Source organism: Streptomyces sp. NBC_00631 (assembly GCF_045206895.1).
Taxonomy (GTDB): Bacteria; Actinomycetota; Actinomycetes; order Streptomycetales; family Streptomycetaceae; genus Streptomyces.
Map to the genome: position 1 here is coordinate 3,252,956 of NZ_CP107734.1, position 16,230 is coordinate 3,269,185.

The following is a 16,230-nucleotide window of genomic DNA, read 5'->3' on the forward strand; positions in this document are numbered from 1 at the left end:
CGGGTTGTTGAAACCTGCCTCATCCCTCCTGGAACCTTTTGGAGCCGCACATGACCAGACACCGGCCCCCGGGTGTCTTCCGACGCACGGCCGGCGCAGTCGCCGCGGGTGCCCTGGCGCTCGCGGGTGTGATCGCCCTGCCGGCCACCTCCGCACAGGCGGACACCACCGCCAAGGGCGATGTGATCGCCAACCTGTGGGAATGGAACTGGAACTCGATCGCGAGCGAGTGCACGAACGTCCTCGGCCCGGCCGGTTACGGCGCGGTGCAGGTCGCCCCGCCCTCCGAGTCCCTCAAGCAGTCCAACTACTACTGGTGGGACGTCTACCAGCCGTACTCGTACACCCTGAACAGCCGTTTCGGGACGGCGACGCAGTTCGCGTCGATGGTCTCCGCCTGCCACGCGGCCGGCGTGAAGGTCTACACCGACGCGGTCATCAACCACACGGCCGCACAGACCGGCGTCGGCTACGACGGCACCACGATCACCAACAAGTACGACACCCCCGACTGGGACCCCAGCGACTACCACACCTCCGCCGACTGTCCCACCTCCGACCTGACCATCCAGGACTACTCGAACCTCACGCAGGTCCAGAACTGCGAACTGCTCGGCCTGCCCGACCTCAAGACAGGTGCGGACAACGTCCGTTCGGGCCTGGCCGCCTTCCTGAACAAGCAGATCGCCCTGGGCGTCGACGGTTTCCGGGTGGACTCGGCCAAGCACATCCCGGCCACCGACATGGCGGCCATCGTCGCCAAGCTGAACACCACGACGTCCGGCGCGGCGCCGTACGTCTTCGACGAGGTCTACCCGGGCTCCACCCCACAGCCCAGCGACTACTACGGCTCCGGTGACGTCCTGGACTTCACGTACGCGAGCAAGATGAAGTCGGCCTTCCAGGGCAACGTCAGCGACCTCTCCTCCCTGTCCAGCAGCGGCATCCTGCCGGCCGCGAACTCGGTGTCCTTCGTGACCAACCACGACACCGAGCGCAACGGCCTGGACATGTCGTACAAGGACGGCGACGCCTACAAGCTGGCGAACCTCTTCGAGCTCGCCTACAAGTGGTCGACGCCGACCATCTACTCCAGCTGGCAGTGGACCCAGAGCGACCAGGCCCCGCCGAACTCGTCCGGCTTCGTCACCGACACGGACTGCTCCAACGGCTGGAACTGCCTCGACCGCGACACCGCTGTCGTCGGCATGGTGGCCTGGCACAACGCCGCCGGCTCCGCGGCGGTCTCCAACTGGCAGACCATGTCGTCGAACGTGATCGGCTTCGGCCGCAGCGGAGCGGGCTTCTTCGCCGTCAACAACGGCTCAAGCGCGGCCACCTACACCTTCGCGACCGGCATGGCCGACGGCACGTACTCCGACGTCATCGACGGCGGCGCCACCACGGTCACCGTCTCCGGCGGCAACGCGAGCATCACGATCCCCGCCAAGGACGCCGTCGCCTTCTACAACTCCTCCTACACCTGCACGGTCGGCTGCGACGACAGCGGCAGCGGCGGTGGCTCCACCTCCACGGTGACCGCGACCTTCAACGAGTACGCGTCCACCACGAGCGGCACCAACGTCTACGTCGTCGGGTCCATCGACGCCCTGGGCGCCTGGGACACCTCGAAGGCGATCCAGCTCTCGTCCACCGGATACCCGATCTGGTCCGGCGCGGTGAGCGTGCCGATCAACACGTCGTTCACCTACAAGTTCATCAAGAAGGACAGTTCCGGGAACGTCACCTGGGAGTCGAACGCCAACAGGTCGGCCACCACGGCAAGTTCGGCGATCTCCCTGAACAACTCCTGGAACGTGGCGAGCGCGGACGCCACCGACGTCACCTTCAACGAGTACGCGACGACCGACTGGGGCACCAACGTCTACGTCGTCGGCTCCACCGCCTCCCTCGGCTCCTGGAACACCGCCGACGCGATCCCGCTGTCGTCGGAGTCGTACCCGACGTGGAGCAAGCTGGTGATCGTCCCCAAGAGCACGGCCTTCACGTACAAGTACCTCAAGAAGGACAGCTCCGGGAACGTGACGTGGGAGTCGGGCACGAACCGGTCGTACACGACCGGCACCTCGTCCGGCTACACCACCAGCGACACCTGGAAGTAGCCGAGCAAGCTCAAGCACCTACGAGCGGGCTCTCGTCGACGTACACCGGCGAGAGCCCGCTCGTCCGCGCACATGTCGGCAGGGACGCGAGTGCCGCCTGTCCGCACCGCATGGGGCACTCCAGAATCGTCGGATGGATGACCACCAGAATCCGCAGTCGTTGAGGTCGCCACGTTTGCGGCCCGGAGATCGGGTACGGATTGTCGCTCCTGCTTGTCCGCCGAGCCGGGAAGAAGTCGCCCGGGGCGTCGAACTGCTCACCTCCATGGCCCCTTCGCCAAGTGCGTCCGGCTGCACGACGAGCGACACCGGAGGTAAGTCGAGCGGCCGCGGACAGGTACGGAATTTTCCTGCCGTTGCTTCTGAACAATTCCGGAGCACCGCGCATCTGACCATGTGTACGGCACACGAAGGCGGCGCGGGCCGCACGCCGCGGCCCGCGCCTCAGAGCGCGAGTGGAGCACTGTCACCGTGAACGCACACCGGAAGACCACCGATCTGTCCACCACCACCCGGCACCGCACCGACCGCAGGCTCGGCCGTACGGTGTTCGCCGCGACGGCCGTCGCCGCCCTGGGGCTCGCCTGGGCCGGTACCGCCCAGGCCGCCACCCCGAGCACCGTCAAGGCCACGCCGACCTGTTCCGCCGCCGCACTCAAGGCCACCTTCGGGCAGCAGCTCGCCGGTGGCATGAACCACCAGGGCGTGGTCATCAGGCTCCGCAACCTCAGCGGGAAGACCTGCGCGCTGCGCGGCTACCCGGGCCTGGGCCTGGAGAACTCCGCGCACAAGGCGATCAAGACCCACACGCACTGGGGCAGCACCTGGTACGCCAAGGATCCCGGCAAGAAGACCCTGGTCCTCAAGGACGGCCAGAGCGCCGAGGCCGTCGTCGCCTGGACCCACGTCAACACCGGCACCTCCGGCGCGGTGCATGCCTCCTACCTGGAGATCACCCCGCCCGCCTCGACCAAGCACAAGACGCTGGCGTTCCACGAGTGGGTCGACCACGGCGACCTCTCCGTCACCGCGCTGGCCAGGCACATCGACGTCGCCGACTGACCTTCCCAGCCCTGCGGGGCCGGCCCCGGCGATCCCGTCGGGGCCGGCCGTGCGTCCCGGGCTCAACCGTTGTCGGTGGTCCAGCGTCGGCGTCCGTCCCGCAGCAGGCAGGGGTGCACCGGTTTCGAAGACGTCGTCCGGGGCCGCTGGTACCTGGCCGCGTCCTGGACGGTCCCCGATCAGGAACGGTTCCTTCGCCGTTGAAGGCTCTTGCAGAAATGTTGCTGAAGCCTTGCGGTCGCGCGGACGTCGAGGGCCCGCCACCCAGTTGGGTGGCGGGCCCTCGGAAGTTGCCGCAAGGAGTTACCGAATGACCGTCCGTCAGGCGGTGGTCCACCACACGGTCGTGTCGGCGGGCAGCTTCGCCTCGCCGTCCGCCTCGGTCAGCTCACCGCTGGCGAGCAGCACCCTGCCGTACGCCGGAGTCGTCACCGACTCCCCGCTCGTGTTCGCGACGCAGACGAACTCCCCGCGCCTGAAGGCGAGGACGCCCTCGGGGGCGCGCAGCCACTCCACCGCGTCGCCCGCGCCGAGGTCGGCCTGCTCACGGCGCAGGCGCAGCGCGCCGCGGTACAGCTCCAGGGTGGAACCGGCCACCCCCGTCTGCGCCGCCACGCTCAGCTCGCCCCAGCTCGCGGGCTGCGGCAGCCAGCTGCCCCCGGCCCCGAAGCCGTACGACGAGCCCTCCCGCTCCCACGGGATCGGCACCCGGCACCCGTCACGGAACCCGTCCTGGCCCGCGCCCCGGAAGTACGCGGGGTCCTGGCGGACCTCGTCGGGCAGGTCCACGACGTCCGGGAGGCCGAGCTCCTCGCCCTGGTAGATGTAGGCCGAGCCGGGCAGCGCGAGCATGAGGAGGGTGGCCGCCCGCGCCCTGCGCAGCCCCAGCTCCCGGTCGCCGGCCGAGCGGATCTGGGTGCCGAGGCCGGGCGGGTTGGCGAAGCGGGTGGCGTGCCGGGTGACGTCGTGGTTGGAGAGGACCCAGGTGGCCGGGGCGCCGACCGGGCGCATCGCCTCCAGGGTGCGGTCGATGACGGCCCGCAGCTCCTTCGCGTCCCACTCCGTGCTCAGGTACTGGAAGTTGAAGGCCTGGTGCAGCTCGTCCGGGCGGACGTAGTTCGCGGTGCGCTCGACGGTCGGGGTCCACGCCTCCGCGACGAAGATGCGCTCACCGGCGTACTCGTCCAGCACGTGCCGCCACTGGCGGTAGATCTCGTGGACGCCGTCCTGGTCGAAGAACGGCATGACATCGTTGCCCAGCAGTTTCAGCTGGTCGCCGCCGCCGATGTCCGGCAGCCCCTCCGCCTTCACCAGCCCATGGGCGACGTCGATACGGAAGCCGTCCACGCCCATGTCCAGCCAGAACCGCAGGATGGAGCGGAACTCGTCGCCGACGGCGGGGTGTTCCCAGTTGAAGTCGGGCTGCTCCGGGGCGAAGAGATGGAGGTACCACTCCCCGTCGGCCACCCGCGTCCACGCCGGCCCGCCGAAGATGGACTCCCAGTCGTTGGGCGGGAGTTCGCCGTTCTCGCCCCTGCCCGGCCGGAAGTGGTAGCGGTCCCGCAGCGGCGAGCCGGGGCCCTCCGCCAGCGCCCGCCTGAACCACTCGTACTGGTCGGAGGAGTGGTTGGGCACGAGGTCGACGATGATCCTCAGGCCCAGCGCGTGCGCGTCCCGGATCAGTGCGTCCGCGTCCAGCAGGTTGCCGAACATGGGGTCCACGGCCCGGTAGTCGGCGACGTCGTAGCCGGCGTCGGCCTGCGGGGAGGCGTAGAACGGGCTGAGCCACACGGCGTCGACACCGAGGTCACGCAGGTACGGGAGTCTGGAGCGCACGCCCTCCAGGTCCCCCATCCCGTCGCCGTTGCTGTCGGCGAAGCTGCGCGGATAGACCTGGTAGATCACCGCGTCCCGCCACCAGTCGCGGCGACGGGCGACGGTGGCGATGGCGGGGGCCGGTGCGGCGGATTGCTGCTGGCTCATGGCGTCCTTGATGCGTCGTAACACGGTCATCGGGTCAGAGGATGGATGGAGAGGCGGCCGTGGTCACAGCGGGGTCGGATGGAGACCACGACCGCCGGCCCGCGCCCGAGGGGCAGCGCCCCGAAGGGGCGCGGGGAACTGCGCGACCAGCCACAACGGCGCCGCAGACACACAACGACCGAAGCAGCTTTTCGAGCAAGCGGCGTTACCCCTTCGTGCCGCCGGCTGTAAGCCCGGTCACCAGGTTCTTCTGCACGAGGTAGAAGAACACGGCCACCGGTATCGCGATCAGCACCGCCGTCGCGGTCATCAGGTTCCGTTGCGCGTCGTGCTCGCTGATGAAGCTCTGCAGCCCCACCGCGAACGTGTACTTGTCGTCGCTGAGCATGAACGTGGAGGCGAACGCGACCTCGCCGAAGGCGGTGAGGAAGTTGTAGAACGCGGCGACCGCGAGACCGGGCTTGGCGAGCGGCAGGATCAGCCGGCCGAACGTGCCGAACGGCGAGAGCCCGTCGACGCGGCCGGCCTCGTCGATCTCGAAGGGGATCGTGTCGAAGTAGCCCTTGAGCAGCCAGGCCGTGTACGGCACGACGGTGGTGCAGTAGACGAGGATCAGGCCGAGGTAGCTGTCGATGAGGCCGAGCCGCGACATGATCTGGTACATCGGCACGATCAGTACGGCGATCGGGAACATCTGGGTCACCAGCAGCAGCCACATGAACTTCCGGTAGCCGGGGAAGCGCATGCGGGAGACCGCGTAGCCGGTGGTGGAGGCGAGGATCAGGCCGATGACCGTCGTACCGCCGACGACGATCATCGTCGTCCTGAACCAGTCCCAGAACCCGGTGTGCTGGAGGACGAACGAGTAGTTGTCCAGCGTCATCTTGTGCCAGATGCCGCTCGGGTGCAGGTAGTCGTCCTTGTCCGGGCCGAGGGAGAGGTAGATCAGCCAGCCGACCGGGAAGAACGCGACGAGGCTGGCGACACCCAGGATGCCGTGGGTGACGGTGGTGGCGAGCGGGCCGCGCTCGCCGCGGCCGCGGACGCGGCGCGGACTGCTGGTCACGGGGGCCTCCTCGGCGACCTGGGCGGAGGTCTGGACAGTGGTCGTGCTCATGGGAACTCCTGCCTCAGATCGCGAGCTGCTGGTCGTTGCGGTTGAGCCAGCGGCGGTAGAAGGAGGTGAAGACGATCAGGATGGCCAGCAGCAGCATGCCGTAGGCGGCGGACTGGGCGAAGTCCCTCGGCTGCTGTCCGAAGCCGAGGTAGTAGGCCCAGGTGACCAGGATCTGCGCGTCGGGGGCGGTGTCGCCGAAGAGCAGGAAGATGACGGCGAACTGGTTGAACGTCCAGATGATGCCGAGGAGTACGACGGTGGAGCTGACGGACCTCAGGCCCGGCAGGGTGACGTACCTGAAGCGCTGCCAGGCGCTCGCGCCGTCCATCTCGGCGGCCTCGTACAGCGTGCCGTCGATGGCCTGGAGGCCGCCGAGCAGCGAGAGCATCATGAACGGCACACCGCACCAGGTGTTGACGAGGATCGCCGCGGCCCGCTGCCAGAAGGTGTCCTCCAGCCAGGCGGGTTGCGGTAGGTGGAGGAAGTGCAGGGCGCTGTTGATGATGCCGCCGTCGGCGAGCATGAACCGCCAGCCGAAGACGGTGACGAAGGTGGGGACCGCCCAGGGAAGCACCAGGACCATGCGGTAGAAGGTGCGGCCGCGGAACTTCTCGTTGAGGAGGAGGGCGAGGCCGAGACCGATGGTGTAGTGCAGGACGACGCAGAGCGCGGTCCAGACGATGGTCCACAGGAAGTGGGACCAGAAGCGGTCGTAGGACGTCGGTCCGAACAGGATGTCCTTGTAGTTGTCCAGGCCGATGAACTTGTAGGTGGCGTCGATGTGGTTGACGCCGATGGTGCGGGCGGTGTTGAGGCTGTTGGCGTCCGTCAACGTCAGGTAGAACCCGTACACCAACGGGTAGACGACGAGGGCCCCGAGGACGACGGCCACGGGGGCGATCATCGCGTAGGCGTACCAGTACTTCTGGTAGCCGTTCTTCAGCCGCTGGCCCAGCCCGGGGCGGGGCGCGCGGTCACCGTGGCGCTGGCCGGTCGCGCGGTCGATGGCGACTGTCATGGGTTCGACACCTTCTGGTTCCTCCGGCTGGCTCTGCCGGCCGGTTCTTCCGGGGTTGGGCTGGGCGGCTGGCACAGGCCGGTGGCCGCCGGAGCGCTCCCCCCGTGACAGGGCGCTCCGGCGGCCACGCGGGCTTACTTGCTGAAGTCGGGGACGAGCTTCTCGATCCCGAGTTCAGCGGTGCTCAGGCCCTTGTCCAGGGACTCCTTGCCGCCGGCGATCTTGGTCAGCTCGGTGCCGACCGGGCCCCACAGGGAGGAGTACTCGGCAAGCGCGGGGCGCGGCTGGGCGGAGGGGAGGACGGCCTGGTAGCCGGCGATGCCCGGGTCGGCCTTGACCGCGGCGGTGTAGGCGTCGGAGCGGGTCGGCAGGGTGGAGTTCTTCAGGGCGATCTCCGTCTGGGACTTCGCGGAGGTCATGAAGGCGACGAACTTCTCGGCCGCGGCCTGGTGGGCCTTGTCCGAGCCGGCGTAGACCGACAGGTTGTGGCCGCCGGTCGGGGCGCCCGCCTTGCCGGTGGAGCCGGCCGGGACGGTGGCGATGCCGAGGTTGGACTTGTCGCTGAACGCGGAGCCCTTGTAGAAGTTGGTGATCTCCCAGGGGCCCTCGATGGTCATGGCGACCTTGCCGTTGACGAAGGCGTCCTGGCGGTGGGCGTAGGCGTCGGCGGTGACGTCCGCCTTGTGCAGGCCCTTGCCGGAGTAGAGGTCCAGCCAGGTCTGGTAGCCCTTCTTGGCCGCCGCCGAGGTGATGGTGATCTTCTTGGCGGAGGCGTCGACCATGTCGGTGCCCTCGCCGTAGAGGAAGGGCTGCGTGTAGTACGCGGCCTCGGGGCCCCAGTAGCCGGTGGTCTTGGCCTTGTCCTGGATCTTGGCGGCGTCGGCCCTGACCTCGTCCCAGGTGGTGGGGGCGGCGGTGATGCCGGCCTTCTTGAACAGCGCCTTGTTGTACACGAGGGCGAGGGTGTCGGTGACCAGCGGGACGCCGTAGGTCTTGCCCTCGTACTGGGCCTGGGTGATCAGGCTGGACTGGAACTTGTCCTTGTCGGCGAGGGCGGCGGTGCCGTCCAGCGGCACGAAGTAGCCGGCCTTGGCGAAGGCGGGGGTCCAGCCGACCTCGGAGCGCAGCACGTCGGGGGCGCCCTTGCCGGACTGGGCGGCCGTGTCGAACTTGTTCTGCGCCTGGTCGAACTGGACGTCGACGTAGTTGACCTTGATGTCCTTGTTCGCGGCTTCGAACTCCTTGACCAAGGCCTTGTACGTCGGCGACTCGTTGGTGGCGTTGGAGGTGTCCCACCAGGTGATGGTGACCGGGCCGTCCGACTTGCTGTCGCTGTCGCTCCCGCCGCACGCCGTCGCCGTGAGGGCGAGGGACGCCACCAGCGCGGAGGCCGCTATGCCACGCCGCATGAGTTCTCCTTGAGGGTTAAGCCCGAGTGATGCGGGGGCGGTCCCGTCCGCCGTCCCGCTGTCGTGCCGACTGCGCCGTTGCTGCGGCGGCCGGGCGTCAGGGAACGTAACAGCGATGCAATCCTTGCGAAAGACCTTGCAGAAAAAAAGTGCAAGAGATCTCTGAAGTTATCCGGGCGTGACCTGTCGGCGACCGCCGTGAGACGCTTGTTTACGGCGCTTGAGCGCTACGGCGGCCGCTTGTGCAAGACTCTGCAAGCTCTTGCCGTCAAGTTTCAGTAGGGAGTGCGATGACGCAGCAGCCCAAAATGGGCCGCCCCCCAGGCCGCATCAGGCGCCCGATCGGTGTGCAAGGGGACATACGGCCGGTACAGTCCAGTGCCGTGACCACACGGCTTGCCGACATCGCAGCGCAGGCGGGGGTGAGCGAGGCGACGGTGAGCCGGGTCCTGAACGGGAAGCCGGGCGTCGCCGCCACCACCCGCCAGTCCGTGCTCGCCGCCCTGGACGTCCTCGGCTACGAGCGTCCGGTACGGCTGCGGCAGCGCAGCGAGGGCCTGGTAGGGCTGATCACCCCCGAGCTGGAGAACCCGATATTCCCGGCCCTGGCGCAGGTCATCGGGCAGGCGCTGACCCGGCAGGGCTACACCCCGGTGCTCGCCACCCAGACCCCCGGCGGGTCCACGGAGGACGAGCTGACCGAGATGCTGGTGGACCGCGGGGTCGCCGGGATCATCTACGTCTCCGGCCTGCACGCGGACACCACCGCCGACATGCAGCGCTACGAGCGGCTGCGGGCGCAGGGCGTGCCGTACGTCCTGGTGGACGGTTTCTCGCCGAAGGTGCAGGCGCCGTTCATCTCCCCCGACGACCGGGCCGCGATGACGCTGGCCGTCACCCACCTCGCCTCCCTGGGCCACACCCGGATCGGGCTCGCCCTCGGCCCGAAGCGGTTCGTCCCCGTGCAGCGCAAGATCGAGGGGTTCGTGCGGGCGATGCAGGACCAGTCGGGTCTGCCGGCGGCCACCATCGAGTCCGAGCTCGTCCAGCACTCCCTGTACACCCTGGAGGGCGGCCAGGCCGCCACCACCGCGCTCATCGACCGGAACTGCACGGCGATCGTCTGCGCCAGCGACATGATGGCGCTCGGCGCGATACGGGCGGCCCGCCAGCGCGGCCTCGACGTCCCCCGGGACATCTCGGTGGTCGGCTTCGACGACTCCCCGCTGATCGCGTTCACCGATCCCCCTCTCACCACCATCCGCAAGCCGGTCCCGGCGATGGGCCAGGCCGCGGTGCGCACGCTGCTGGAGGAGATCGGCGGCACCCCCGCTCCGCACAGCGAGTTCGTTTTCATGCCGGAATTGGTGGTACGCGGTTCCACGGCCGCAGTACCTGGGAAGTAGTCGCCCCGCCGTAGAAGATGCACCGTGAACCCAACCTTGGGATGATCTGTCGAAGACGTCTTTTCTGGCAGACTCTGTGCCTATGAGTGACTCGACCGTGACAGAGCCGGAAGGTCGCGCACAACAGACCCTTCCGCGGACCGTCACGGGCGAGGGGGACCAGGGCGTCCTACGGCGGTTGCGGACGCCGCGCCGGCCCCGGCTCTGGTTCGAGATCCTGCTGATCGGGGTGAGTTACTGGACCTACTCGCTGATCCGCAACGCGGTTCCGGAGCAGAAGGCGCAGGCGCTGCGCAACGCCGACTGGCTCTGGAAGGCCGAGCGCCATCTGGGGATCGCCGTCGAGGAGTCGGTCAACCACGCCGTGAACTCGGTGTCTTGGCTGATCGTCGGCATGAACTACTACTACGCGACGCTGCACTTCGTGGTGACGCTGGGCGTGCTGGTCTGGCTCTACCGCAGCCACCCCGGGCGCTATGCGGCGGCCCGTCTGGCCCTCTTCGCCACCACCGGGGTGGCCCTTCTCGGCTACTACCTGTTCCCGCTCGCCCCGCCCCGCCTGATGAACGGCGGCGGCTTCGTGGACACGGTGATGGTCCACCACACCTGGGGCTCGATGGCCTCGGGCGACCTCAAGCACATGTCCAACCAGTACGCCGCGATGCCGTCCATGCACATCGGCTGGTCCCTGTGGTGCGGCCTGACGATCTTCGCCCTGGCCTCGGTCCCCTGGGTCCGGCTGCTGGGCCTCCTCTACCCCATGGCCACCCTCCTCGTCATCGTCGCCACCGCCAACCACTTCTGGCTCGACGCGGTGGGCGGCGCCCTGTGCCTGACGTTCGGCTTCCTGGTGGCCCGGCTGTGGTACGGGGCGCTGCCGTACAACCTCCCGCGCCAGCCGTCGGCAGTGACCTCGCTGCGCAGCCCTGCGGGCGGCTGAGGCGAGGCCCTGCGGGCGGGGTGCGGGGCGCAGCCGGTTCGGCACCGCCGCCCGCCACCGCGGTGGCTGAGCGCCGCTGCGGCGGAGAAGCGAGAGCCCTCGGCTCAAGAACAACCCACGCATCAAGACCAGCCTCGCCCCAGAGTCACCTCCGCCCCGGAACAGCCGCCGCTCCTCTTCGCCCGCCGCCACGGCGCCCGGCCACGACGGCGGTGATCGGCGGTGATCGGCGGTGCCGGACCTGCTCAGCCCACCCGGGCGCCTGTTGCTCCCCCCGGTGCACCACATGCCCGCCGCGTGGGGCGCGGGCCGTCGCCAGGACGGCTCGGGCGTCGTAGTGGGCGATCGGCCAGTCCGAGCCGAGGGCGACCGTCGCGCCCGCGTCCCGCAGGTCGCGCCTGGAAGGCGAGCAGCGAGGCGATGACGCTGGTCACGATGAAGACGTGCATTGCCCGCGAGCAGCAGGAGGATCCCGGTCTCGGCGACCAGCAGCACACCGAGCACCGTGGCGCCGAACCCGATGGAGCGGTAGCCGCCGTAGCCGATGAGGAGCAGTCCGGCGAGGGCGATCGGCAGCCAGGGGACGTCGACGCCGAAGAGGGCTTTCGCGGAGCCCCGCCCCGCGCGGCCGAGCAGGCCGTAGACGCCGATCTCCATGCCGTTGCAGTGAGCCGCGTTCGCCGCGCACCCGAGGACGCTCCCGCTCCTGACGACCTCGCGGTGCGGGCCCCCGGGTGCTGGAGCAGTACGAGCGCGCGGTCACGCTGCCGCTGGCTGCGGGCTTCGCCCGTGCGGACGTGATGCCGCTGCTGGTCGCCCTGGAGAACCTGCTCCTCGGCTCGGCCCTGGACCTGGCGGCCCCGGAGACGATGTGGGAACTGACGACGCAGACACCGCCCCCCACCTGGCCGAGGCACTGGCAGCGGTGGGGGCGGGTAGAGCGGACCGCGCGTCCGAGGTGGGCCTCACGGGTCTCATGAATCACGCGAGAGCGTTGCTGTCTTGGCTTGCGTGGGCTTGACGCGCCCCGAAGGGGCGCGGGGAACCGCGCGACCGGCCCTCCACGACCCGCACCCGAACGGCGACCGAGCGCCCCCCGATCAACCCCCTATGCCCCGTAGAAGAGCTCATCCACAACCGTCCGAGCCCGCCGCGCCGTCCGCCGATAGGCATCCAGCATGTCCCCCGCATGCCCGTCCCCGTACCCCAGGTACCGCCCGACCGCGGCCAACTCCCGGCTCTCCGAAGGAAACGTGTCCCCCGCCCGCCCCCGCACCAGCATCACGGCGTTCCGCACCCGCGTCGCCAGCACCCACGCCTCGTCCAGCGTCCCGGCCTCCTCGGTCCCCAGCAGCCCCGCTGCCGCCGCCGCGGCCAGCGCCGCCCGGGTCCGGGTGGTGCGCAGCCCCGGCTCGGCCCACCCGTGGCGCAGCTGCAGCAACTGCACGGTCCACTCCACGTCGGACAGCCCGCCGGGCCCCAGCTTGGTGTGCAGCTTCGGGTCGGCGCCGCGCGGCAGCCGCTCGGACTCCATCCGGGCCTTCAGCCGCCGGATCTCGCGCACCGCGTCCTCGCCGAGCCCCGCCGCCGGATACCGCAGCGGGTCGATCAGCTCGATGAACCGGCGCCCCAGCTCCTCGTCCCCGGCCACGGGTTCGGCCCGCAGCAGGGCCTGCGACTCCCACCCCAGCGACCACCGGCGGTAGTACGCCTCGTAGGACTTGAGCGTGCGCACCAGCGGCCCGGACCGGCCCTCGGGCCGCAGGTCCGCGTCGATGAGCAACGGCGGGTCGGCGCTGGGGATCTGGAGCAGCCGGCGCATCTCCGCGACGACCTTGTTGGCCGCGTCGGTGGCCTCCCGCTCGGCCACGCCCTCCCGCGGCTCGTGCACGAAGAGGACGTCGGCGTCGGAGCCGTAGCCCAGCTCGTGCCCCCCGAACCGGCCCATGCCGATCACGGCGAACCGGGTGGGCAGGGTGTCGCCCCAGCCGGCCCGGACCACCGCCCGCAGGGTTCCCGCCAGGGTCGCCGCCGTCAGGTCGGAGACGGCGGCGCCGACCCGGTCGACCAGGGCGCCCTGATCGGCCTCGGCGGGCTTGGTCTCGGTGCCGTAGGAGTCGACGATGTCGGCGGCGGCCGTACGGAACAGCTCACGGCGGCGCACGCCACGGGCCGCCCGCACGCCGTCCTCGGCGTTGTCGGCGCGGCCGGCGGCGGCGAGGATCTCCTGCTCCAGGTGAGCGCGGCCGCGCGGCTCCAGGCCCGACCCGTCGCCGTCGCCGAGCAGGGCCACCGCCTCGGGGGCGCGCATCAGCAGGTCGGGGGCGAGGCGGCCGGCGGACAGCACCCGGGCGAGGTTCTCGGCGGCGGCACCCTCGTCCCGCAACAGCCTTAGGTACCAGGGGGTCTTGCCGAGGGCGTCGGAGACCTTGCGGAAGTTCAGCAGGCCCGCGTCCGGGTCTGCGGAGTCGGCGAACCAGCCCAGCAGGACGGGCAGCAGGGTGCGCTGGATGGCGGCCTTGCGGGTGACGCCGGAGGCGAGGGCCTCCAGGTGGCGCAGGGCGGCGGCGGGGTCGGCGTAGCCGAGGGCCACCATGCGTTCCCTGGCCGCCTCGGCGCTCAGCCTGGCCTCGCCCGGGGCGAGTTGGGCGACGGCGTCGAGCAGTGGGCGGTAGAAGAGCTTCTCGTGCAGGCGCCGTACGACACCGGTGTGCTGCTTCCACTCGCGGATCAGCTCGGTCACCGGGTCGGTGCGCAGGCCGAGTGAGCGGCCGAGGCGGCGCAGGTCGGCCTCGTCCTCGGGGACCAGGTGGGTGCGGCGCAGCCGGTAGAGCTGGATGCGGTGTTCCATGGAGCGCAGGAAGCGGTAGGCCTCGTCGAGCTGGACGGCGTCGGCGCGCCCCACGTAGCCGCCGGCGGCGAGGGCCTGGAGGGCGTCCAGGGTCGTACCGCTGCGCAGTGAGGCGTCGGCCCGGCCGTGCACCAACTGCAGCAGCTGGACGGCGAACTCGACGTCGCGCAGGCCGCCGGGGCCGAGCTTCAGCTCGCGGTCGATCTCGGCGGCGGGGATGTTCTCCACCACGCGCCGGCGCATCTTCTGCACGTCGACGACGAAGTTCTCGCGCTCGGCGGCCTTCCAGACCAGGGGGTCGAGGGCGGCGACGTACTCCTGCCCCAGGTCGAGGTCGCCGGCGACCGGGCGGGCCTTGAGCAGGGCCTGGAACTCCCAGGTCTTGGCCCACCGCTGGTAGTAGGCGAGGTGGCTGCTGAGCGTGCGCACGAGGGGGCCGTTGCGGCCCTCGGGGCGGAGGTTGGCGTCGACGGGCCAGATCGACCCCTCCACCGTGGTCTCGGAGCAGATCCGCATCATGTGCGAGGCGAGCTTGGTGGCGGACCTGAGTGCCTTGCTCTCGTCGGCGCCTTCGGCGGCCTCGCCGACGAAGATGACGTCGACGTCGGAGACGTAGTTCAGCTCGTGGCCACCGCACTTGCCCATGGCGATCACCGCGAGCCGGCAGGCGGCGGCGTCCTCGGGCGCGGCGGCCTCGGCGAGGGCGAGGGCGGCGCGCAGGGTGGCGGTGGCCAGGTCGGCGAGTTCGGCGGCGGTCTCGGCGACGTCGGTGGTGCCGCAGACGTCACGGGCGGCGATGGACAGCAGGCAGCGGCGGTAGGCGACGCGCAGGGCGACCGGGTCGGCGGCCTCGGCGAGGCCCCGTTCGAACTCGGCGACGCCGGGGTGCAGGTCGCGGGGCTCGTAGGTGACCAGGGCCTCCCAGTCGCGCGGGTGCCGGGCGAGGTGGTCGGCGAGGGCCGCGGAGGCGCCGAGGACGCCCAGCAGGCGGTCCCGCAGCGGCTTGGCGGCTATCAGGGTGTCGACCAGCTCGCGGCGGGCGGTGGCGCCGGGCTGGGCCTCCAGGAGCCGTACCAGGCCGTGCAGGGCGAGGTCGGGGTCGGCGGTGGCGCCGAGGGCTTCGAGGAGCACCGGGTCGTCGCGTACGGCGGCCAGCTCGGTGCTGTCGAGCAGCCGCTCGGCGGCCGAGGCATCGGTGAAGCCGTGCCGCAGCAGTCGCGTGAAGGTACTGCTCCTGCGCCCCGGCGTCATCTGCGGCCTCCCCTGGGATCACGGTCCTGGCCAGACGAGCCTAACCGGAGCGGCCGGGGCGGGCTTCGGCCGCGCGGCCGGTGAGACGCGGCGGCTGTCCGGGCGACGGGGCGCCGCGCTGGTGCGGCAGGTGGGCCGTGAGCAGTTCCGCCATCGTCCGTGCCGCCTGCGCGGCGCTGTCCGCGCAGCAGTTGTTGAACAGGACATGGACCTCTTCGGCCTGCTCGGCCAGGGTGCGCACGCGCGGCAGCCACTCCATGAGCTCGGGGACGGTGTAGGTGTGGCGGAAGCGGTCCTCCTTGGTGCCGGTGCCCCAGTGGGGGCTGCGTCCGTGGAGGCGGACGACCGCCAGGCGGGCGGTGGTGACCTGGGCCGTCGGGGGGAGGGAGCCGGGCAGGCCCCGGGCCGTGTCCACGGCCACGGCGGTGGCGTCCAGGTCCCGGAGAAACGCCGTCGTACGCTCGCTCCGCCACCACGCGGGGTCGCGGAACTCCACGGCGAACGGCCAGTCGCGGGCGCGTTCCCTGGCGGCCCGGACGACGGCCTCCGCGCCGGGGCCGGGGGCCAGGGAGGGCGGATACTGGAAGAGGAGGGTGCCCAGGCGGCCGGAGCGGCGCAGGGGGTCGACGGCCTCGGCGTAGCGGGCCCAGACCTCCGCGCGCAGGCCTTCGTCACGGGGGTGGCCGCGCAGGTCGGCGGGGAGGGCGGCCGGGCGGGTGGGGTGGCCGGTGAGAAGGGAGAACGCCTTGACGTCGAAGCGGAAGCCGTCCGGGGTGCGCTCCGCCCAGAGCCGGGTGGTGCGGGAGGCCGGGAGGGCGTAGTACGGGGAGTCGGCCTCGACGACGGGGAACCGGCCGGCGTAGTGCCGCAGCCGGCCTTCCGGGTCGCGCCGGCCGGGCGGGTACCAGCCGCTCGCCACCAGGGCGCGGTCGGTCCAGCCACAGGTGCCCACGAGGATGCGTGCCATGGGAGCGCAAGTACCCGGCGTTCACCGGCTCTTCACCCATGGGGCCGGATTCCGTGAGGCATGGGAGTCTTGGCGTGTGCATGCTCTGTCCGCACCGCCAGTC

General features: G+C 70.5%; 10 protein-coding genes and 3 pseudogenes. 5 read left to right on the forward strand and 8 right to left on the reverse strand.

Annotated features, from left to right (window positions below; all coding sequences use genetic code 11):
* The first annotated feature begins 50 nt into the window (after positions 1-50).
* Positions 51-2,123 (forward strand): carbohydrate-binding module family 20 domain-containing protein, encoded by a 2,073-nt coding sequence (locus tag OHB00_RS14925; protein ID WP_406435077.1) that lies wholly within the window; start codon positions 51-53, stop codon positions 2,121-2,123.
* A gap of 471 nt (positions 2,124-2,594) precedes the next feature.
* Complete coding sequence (locus OHB00_RS14930; protein WP_406435079.1) at positions 2,595-3,185, forward strand: DUF4232 domain-containing protein; 591 nt, start codon at positions 2,595-2,597, stop codon at positions 3,183-3,185.
* Between the two features lie 321 nt (positions 3,186-3,506).
* Here the strand turns inward: OHB00_RS14930 and OHB00_RS14935 are convergent, their stop codons facing one another.
* The 4 genes from OHB00_RS14935 to OHB00_RS14950 all read right to left on the reverse strand — a co-directional run bounded on the left by OHB00_RS14935 (position 3,507) and on the right by OHB00_RS14950 (position 8,712).
* Complete coding sequence (locus OHB00_RS14935; RefSeq protein ID WP_406445783.1) at positions 3,507-5,168, reverse strand: glycoside hydrolase family 13 protein; 1,662 nt, start codon at positions 5,166-5,168, stop codon at positions 3,507-3,509.
* Between the two features lie 205 nt (positions 5,169-5,373).
* Positions 5,374-6,285 (reverse strand): sugar ABC transporter permease, encoded by a 912-nt coding sequence (locus tag OHB00_RS14940; protein ID WP_406435081.1) that lies wholly within the window; start codon positions 6,283-6,285, stop codon positions 5,374-5,376.
* 13 nt (positions 6,286-6,298) lie between these two features.
* The gene (locus tag OHB00_RS14945) at positions 6,299-7,303 is read right to left on the reverse strand and encodes a carbohydrate ABC transporter permease (protein ID WP_406435083.1); all 1,005 of its coding nucleotides are present in this window, start codon (positions 7,301-7,303) and stop codon (positions 6,299-6,301) included.
* 134 nt (positions 7,304-7,437) lie between these two features.
* On the reverse strand, positions 7,438-8,712 hold the full coding sequence (locus tag OHB00_RS14950) for an extracellular solute-binding protein (RefSeq protein WP_406435085.1): 1,275 nt from the start codon (positions 8,710-8,712) through the stop codon (positions 7,438-7,440).
* A 383-nt stretch (positions 8,713-9,095) separates the two neighbouring features.
* On the opposite strand from OHB00_RS14950, the gene OHB00_RS14955 reads away from it, so the two are divergent.
* Together OHB00_RS14955 and OHB00_RS14960 are read left to right on the forward strand one after the other, a co-directional pair.
* The gene (locus OHB00_RS14955) at positions 9,096-10,118 is read left to right on the forward strand and encodes a LacI family DNA-binding transcriptional regulator (RefSeq protein ID WP_406435087.1); all 1,023 of its coding nucleotides are present in this window, start codon (positions 9,096-9,098) and stop codon (positions 10,116-10,118) included.
* An 82-nt stretch (positions 10,119-10,200) separates the two neighbouring features.
* Entirely contained in the window at positions 10,201-11,058 is an 858-nt protein-coding gene (locus OHB00_RS14960; RefSeq protein WP_406435089.1) for a phosphatase PAP2 family protein, read from the forward strand.
* Between the two features lie 291 nt (positions 11,059-11,349).
* Here the strand turns inward: OHB00_RS14960 and OHB00_RS14965 are convergent.
* Both OHB00_RS14965 and OHB00_RS14970 read right to left on the reverse strand, forming a co-directional pair.
* A pseudogene (locus OHB00_RS14965) lies at positions 11,350-11,455 on the reverse strand (amidohydrolase); the annotation flags it as partial.
* Positions 11,456-11,496: 41 nt separating this feature from the next.
* Positions 11,497-11,721 (reverse strand): annotated as a pseudogene (locus OHB00_RS14970) (amino acid transporter); the annotation flags it as partial.
* Positions 11,722-11,728: 7 nt separating this feature from the next.
* On the opposite strand from OHB00_RS14970, the pseudogene OHB00_RS14975 reads away from it, so the two are divergent.
* Positions 11,729-12,079: pseudogene (locus tag OHB00_RS14975) on the forward strand (TetR/AcrR family transcriptional regulator); the annotation flags it as partial.
* A gap of 87 nt (positions 12,080-12,166) precedes the next feature.
* Here OHB00_RS14975 and OHB00_RS14980 read toward each other — a convergent pair.
* Both OHB00_RS14980 and OHB00_RS14985 read right to left on the reverse strand, forming a co-directional pair.
* Positions 12,167-15,160, reverse strand: coding sequence for a bifunctional [glutamine synthetase] adenylyltransferase/[glutamine synthetase]-adenylyl-L-tyrosine phosphorylase (locus OHB00_RS14980; protein ID WP_406435091.1), 2,994 nt, complete (start codon positions 15,158-15,160; stop codon positions 12,167-12,169).
* Between the two features lie 40 nt (positions 15,161-15,200).
* The gene (locus tag OHB00_RS14985; protein ID WP_406435093.1) at positions 15,201-16,127 is read right to left on the reverse strand and encodes a DUF72 domain-containing protein; all 927 of its coding nucleotides are present in this window, start codon (positions 16,125-16,127) and stop codon (positions 15,201-15,203) included.
* Positions 16,128-16,230: the final 103 nt, after the last annotated feature.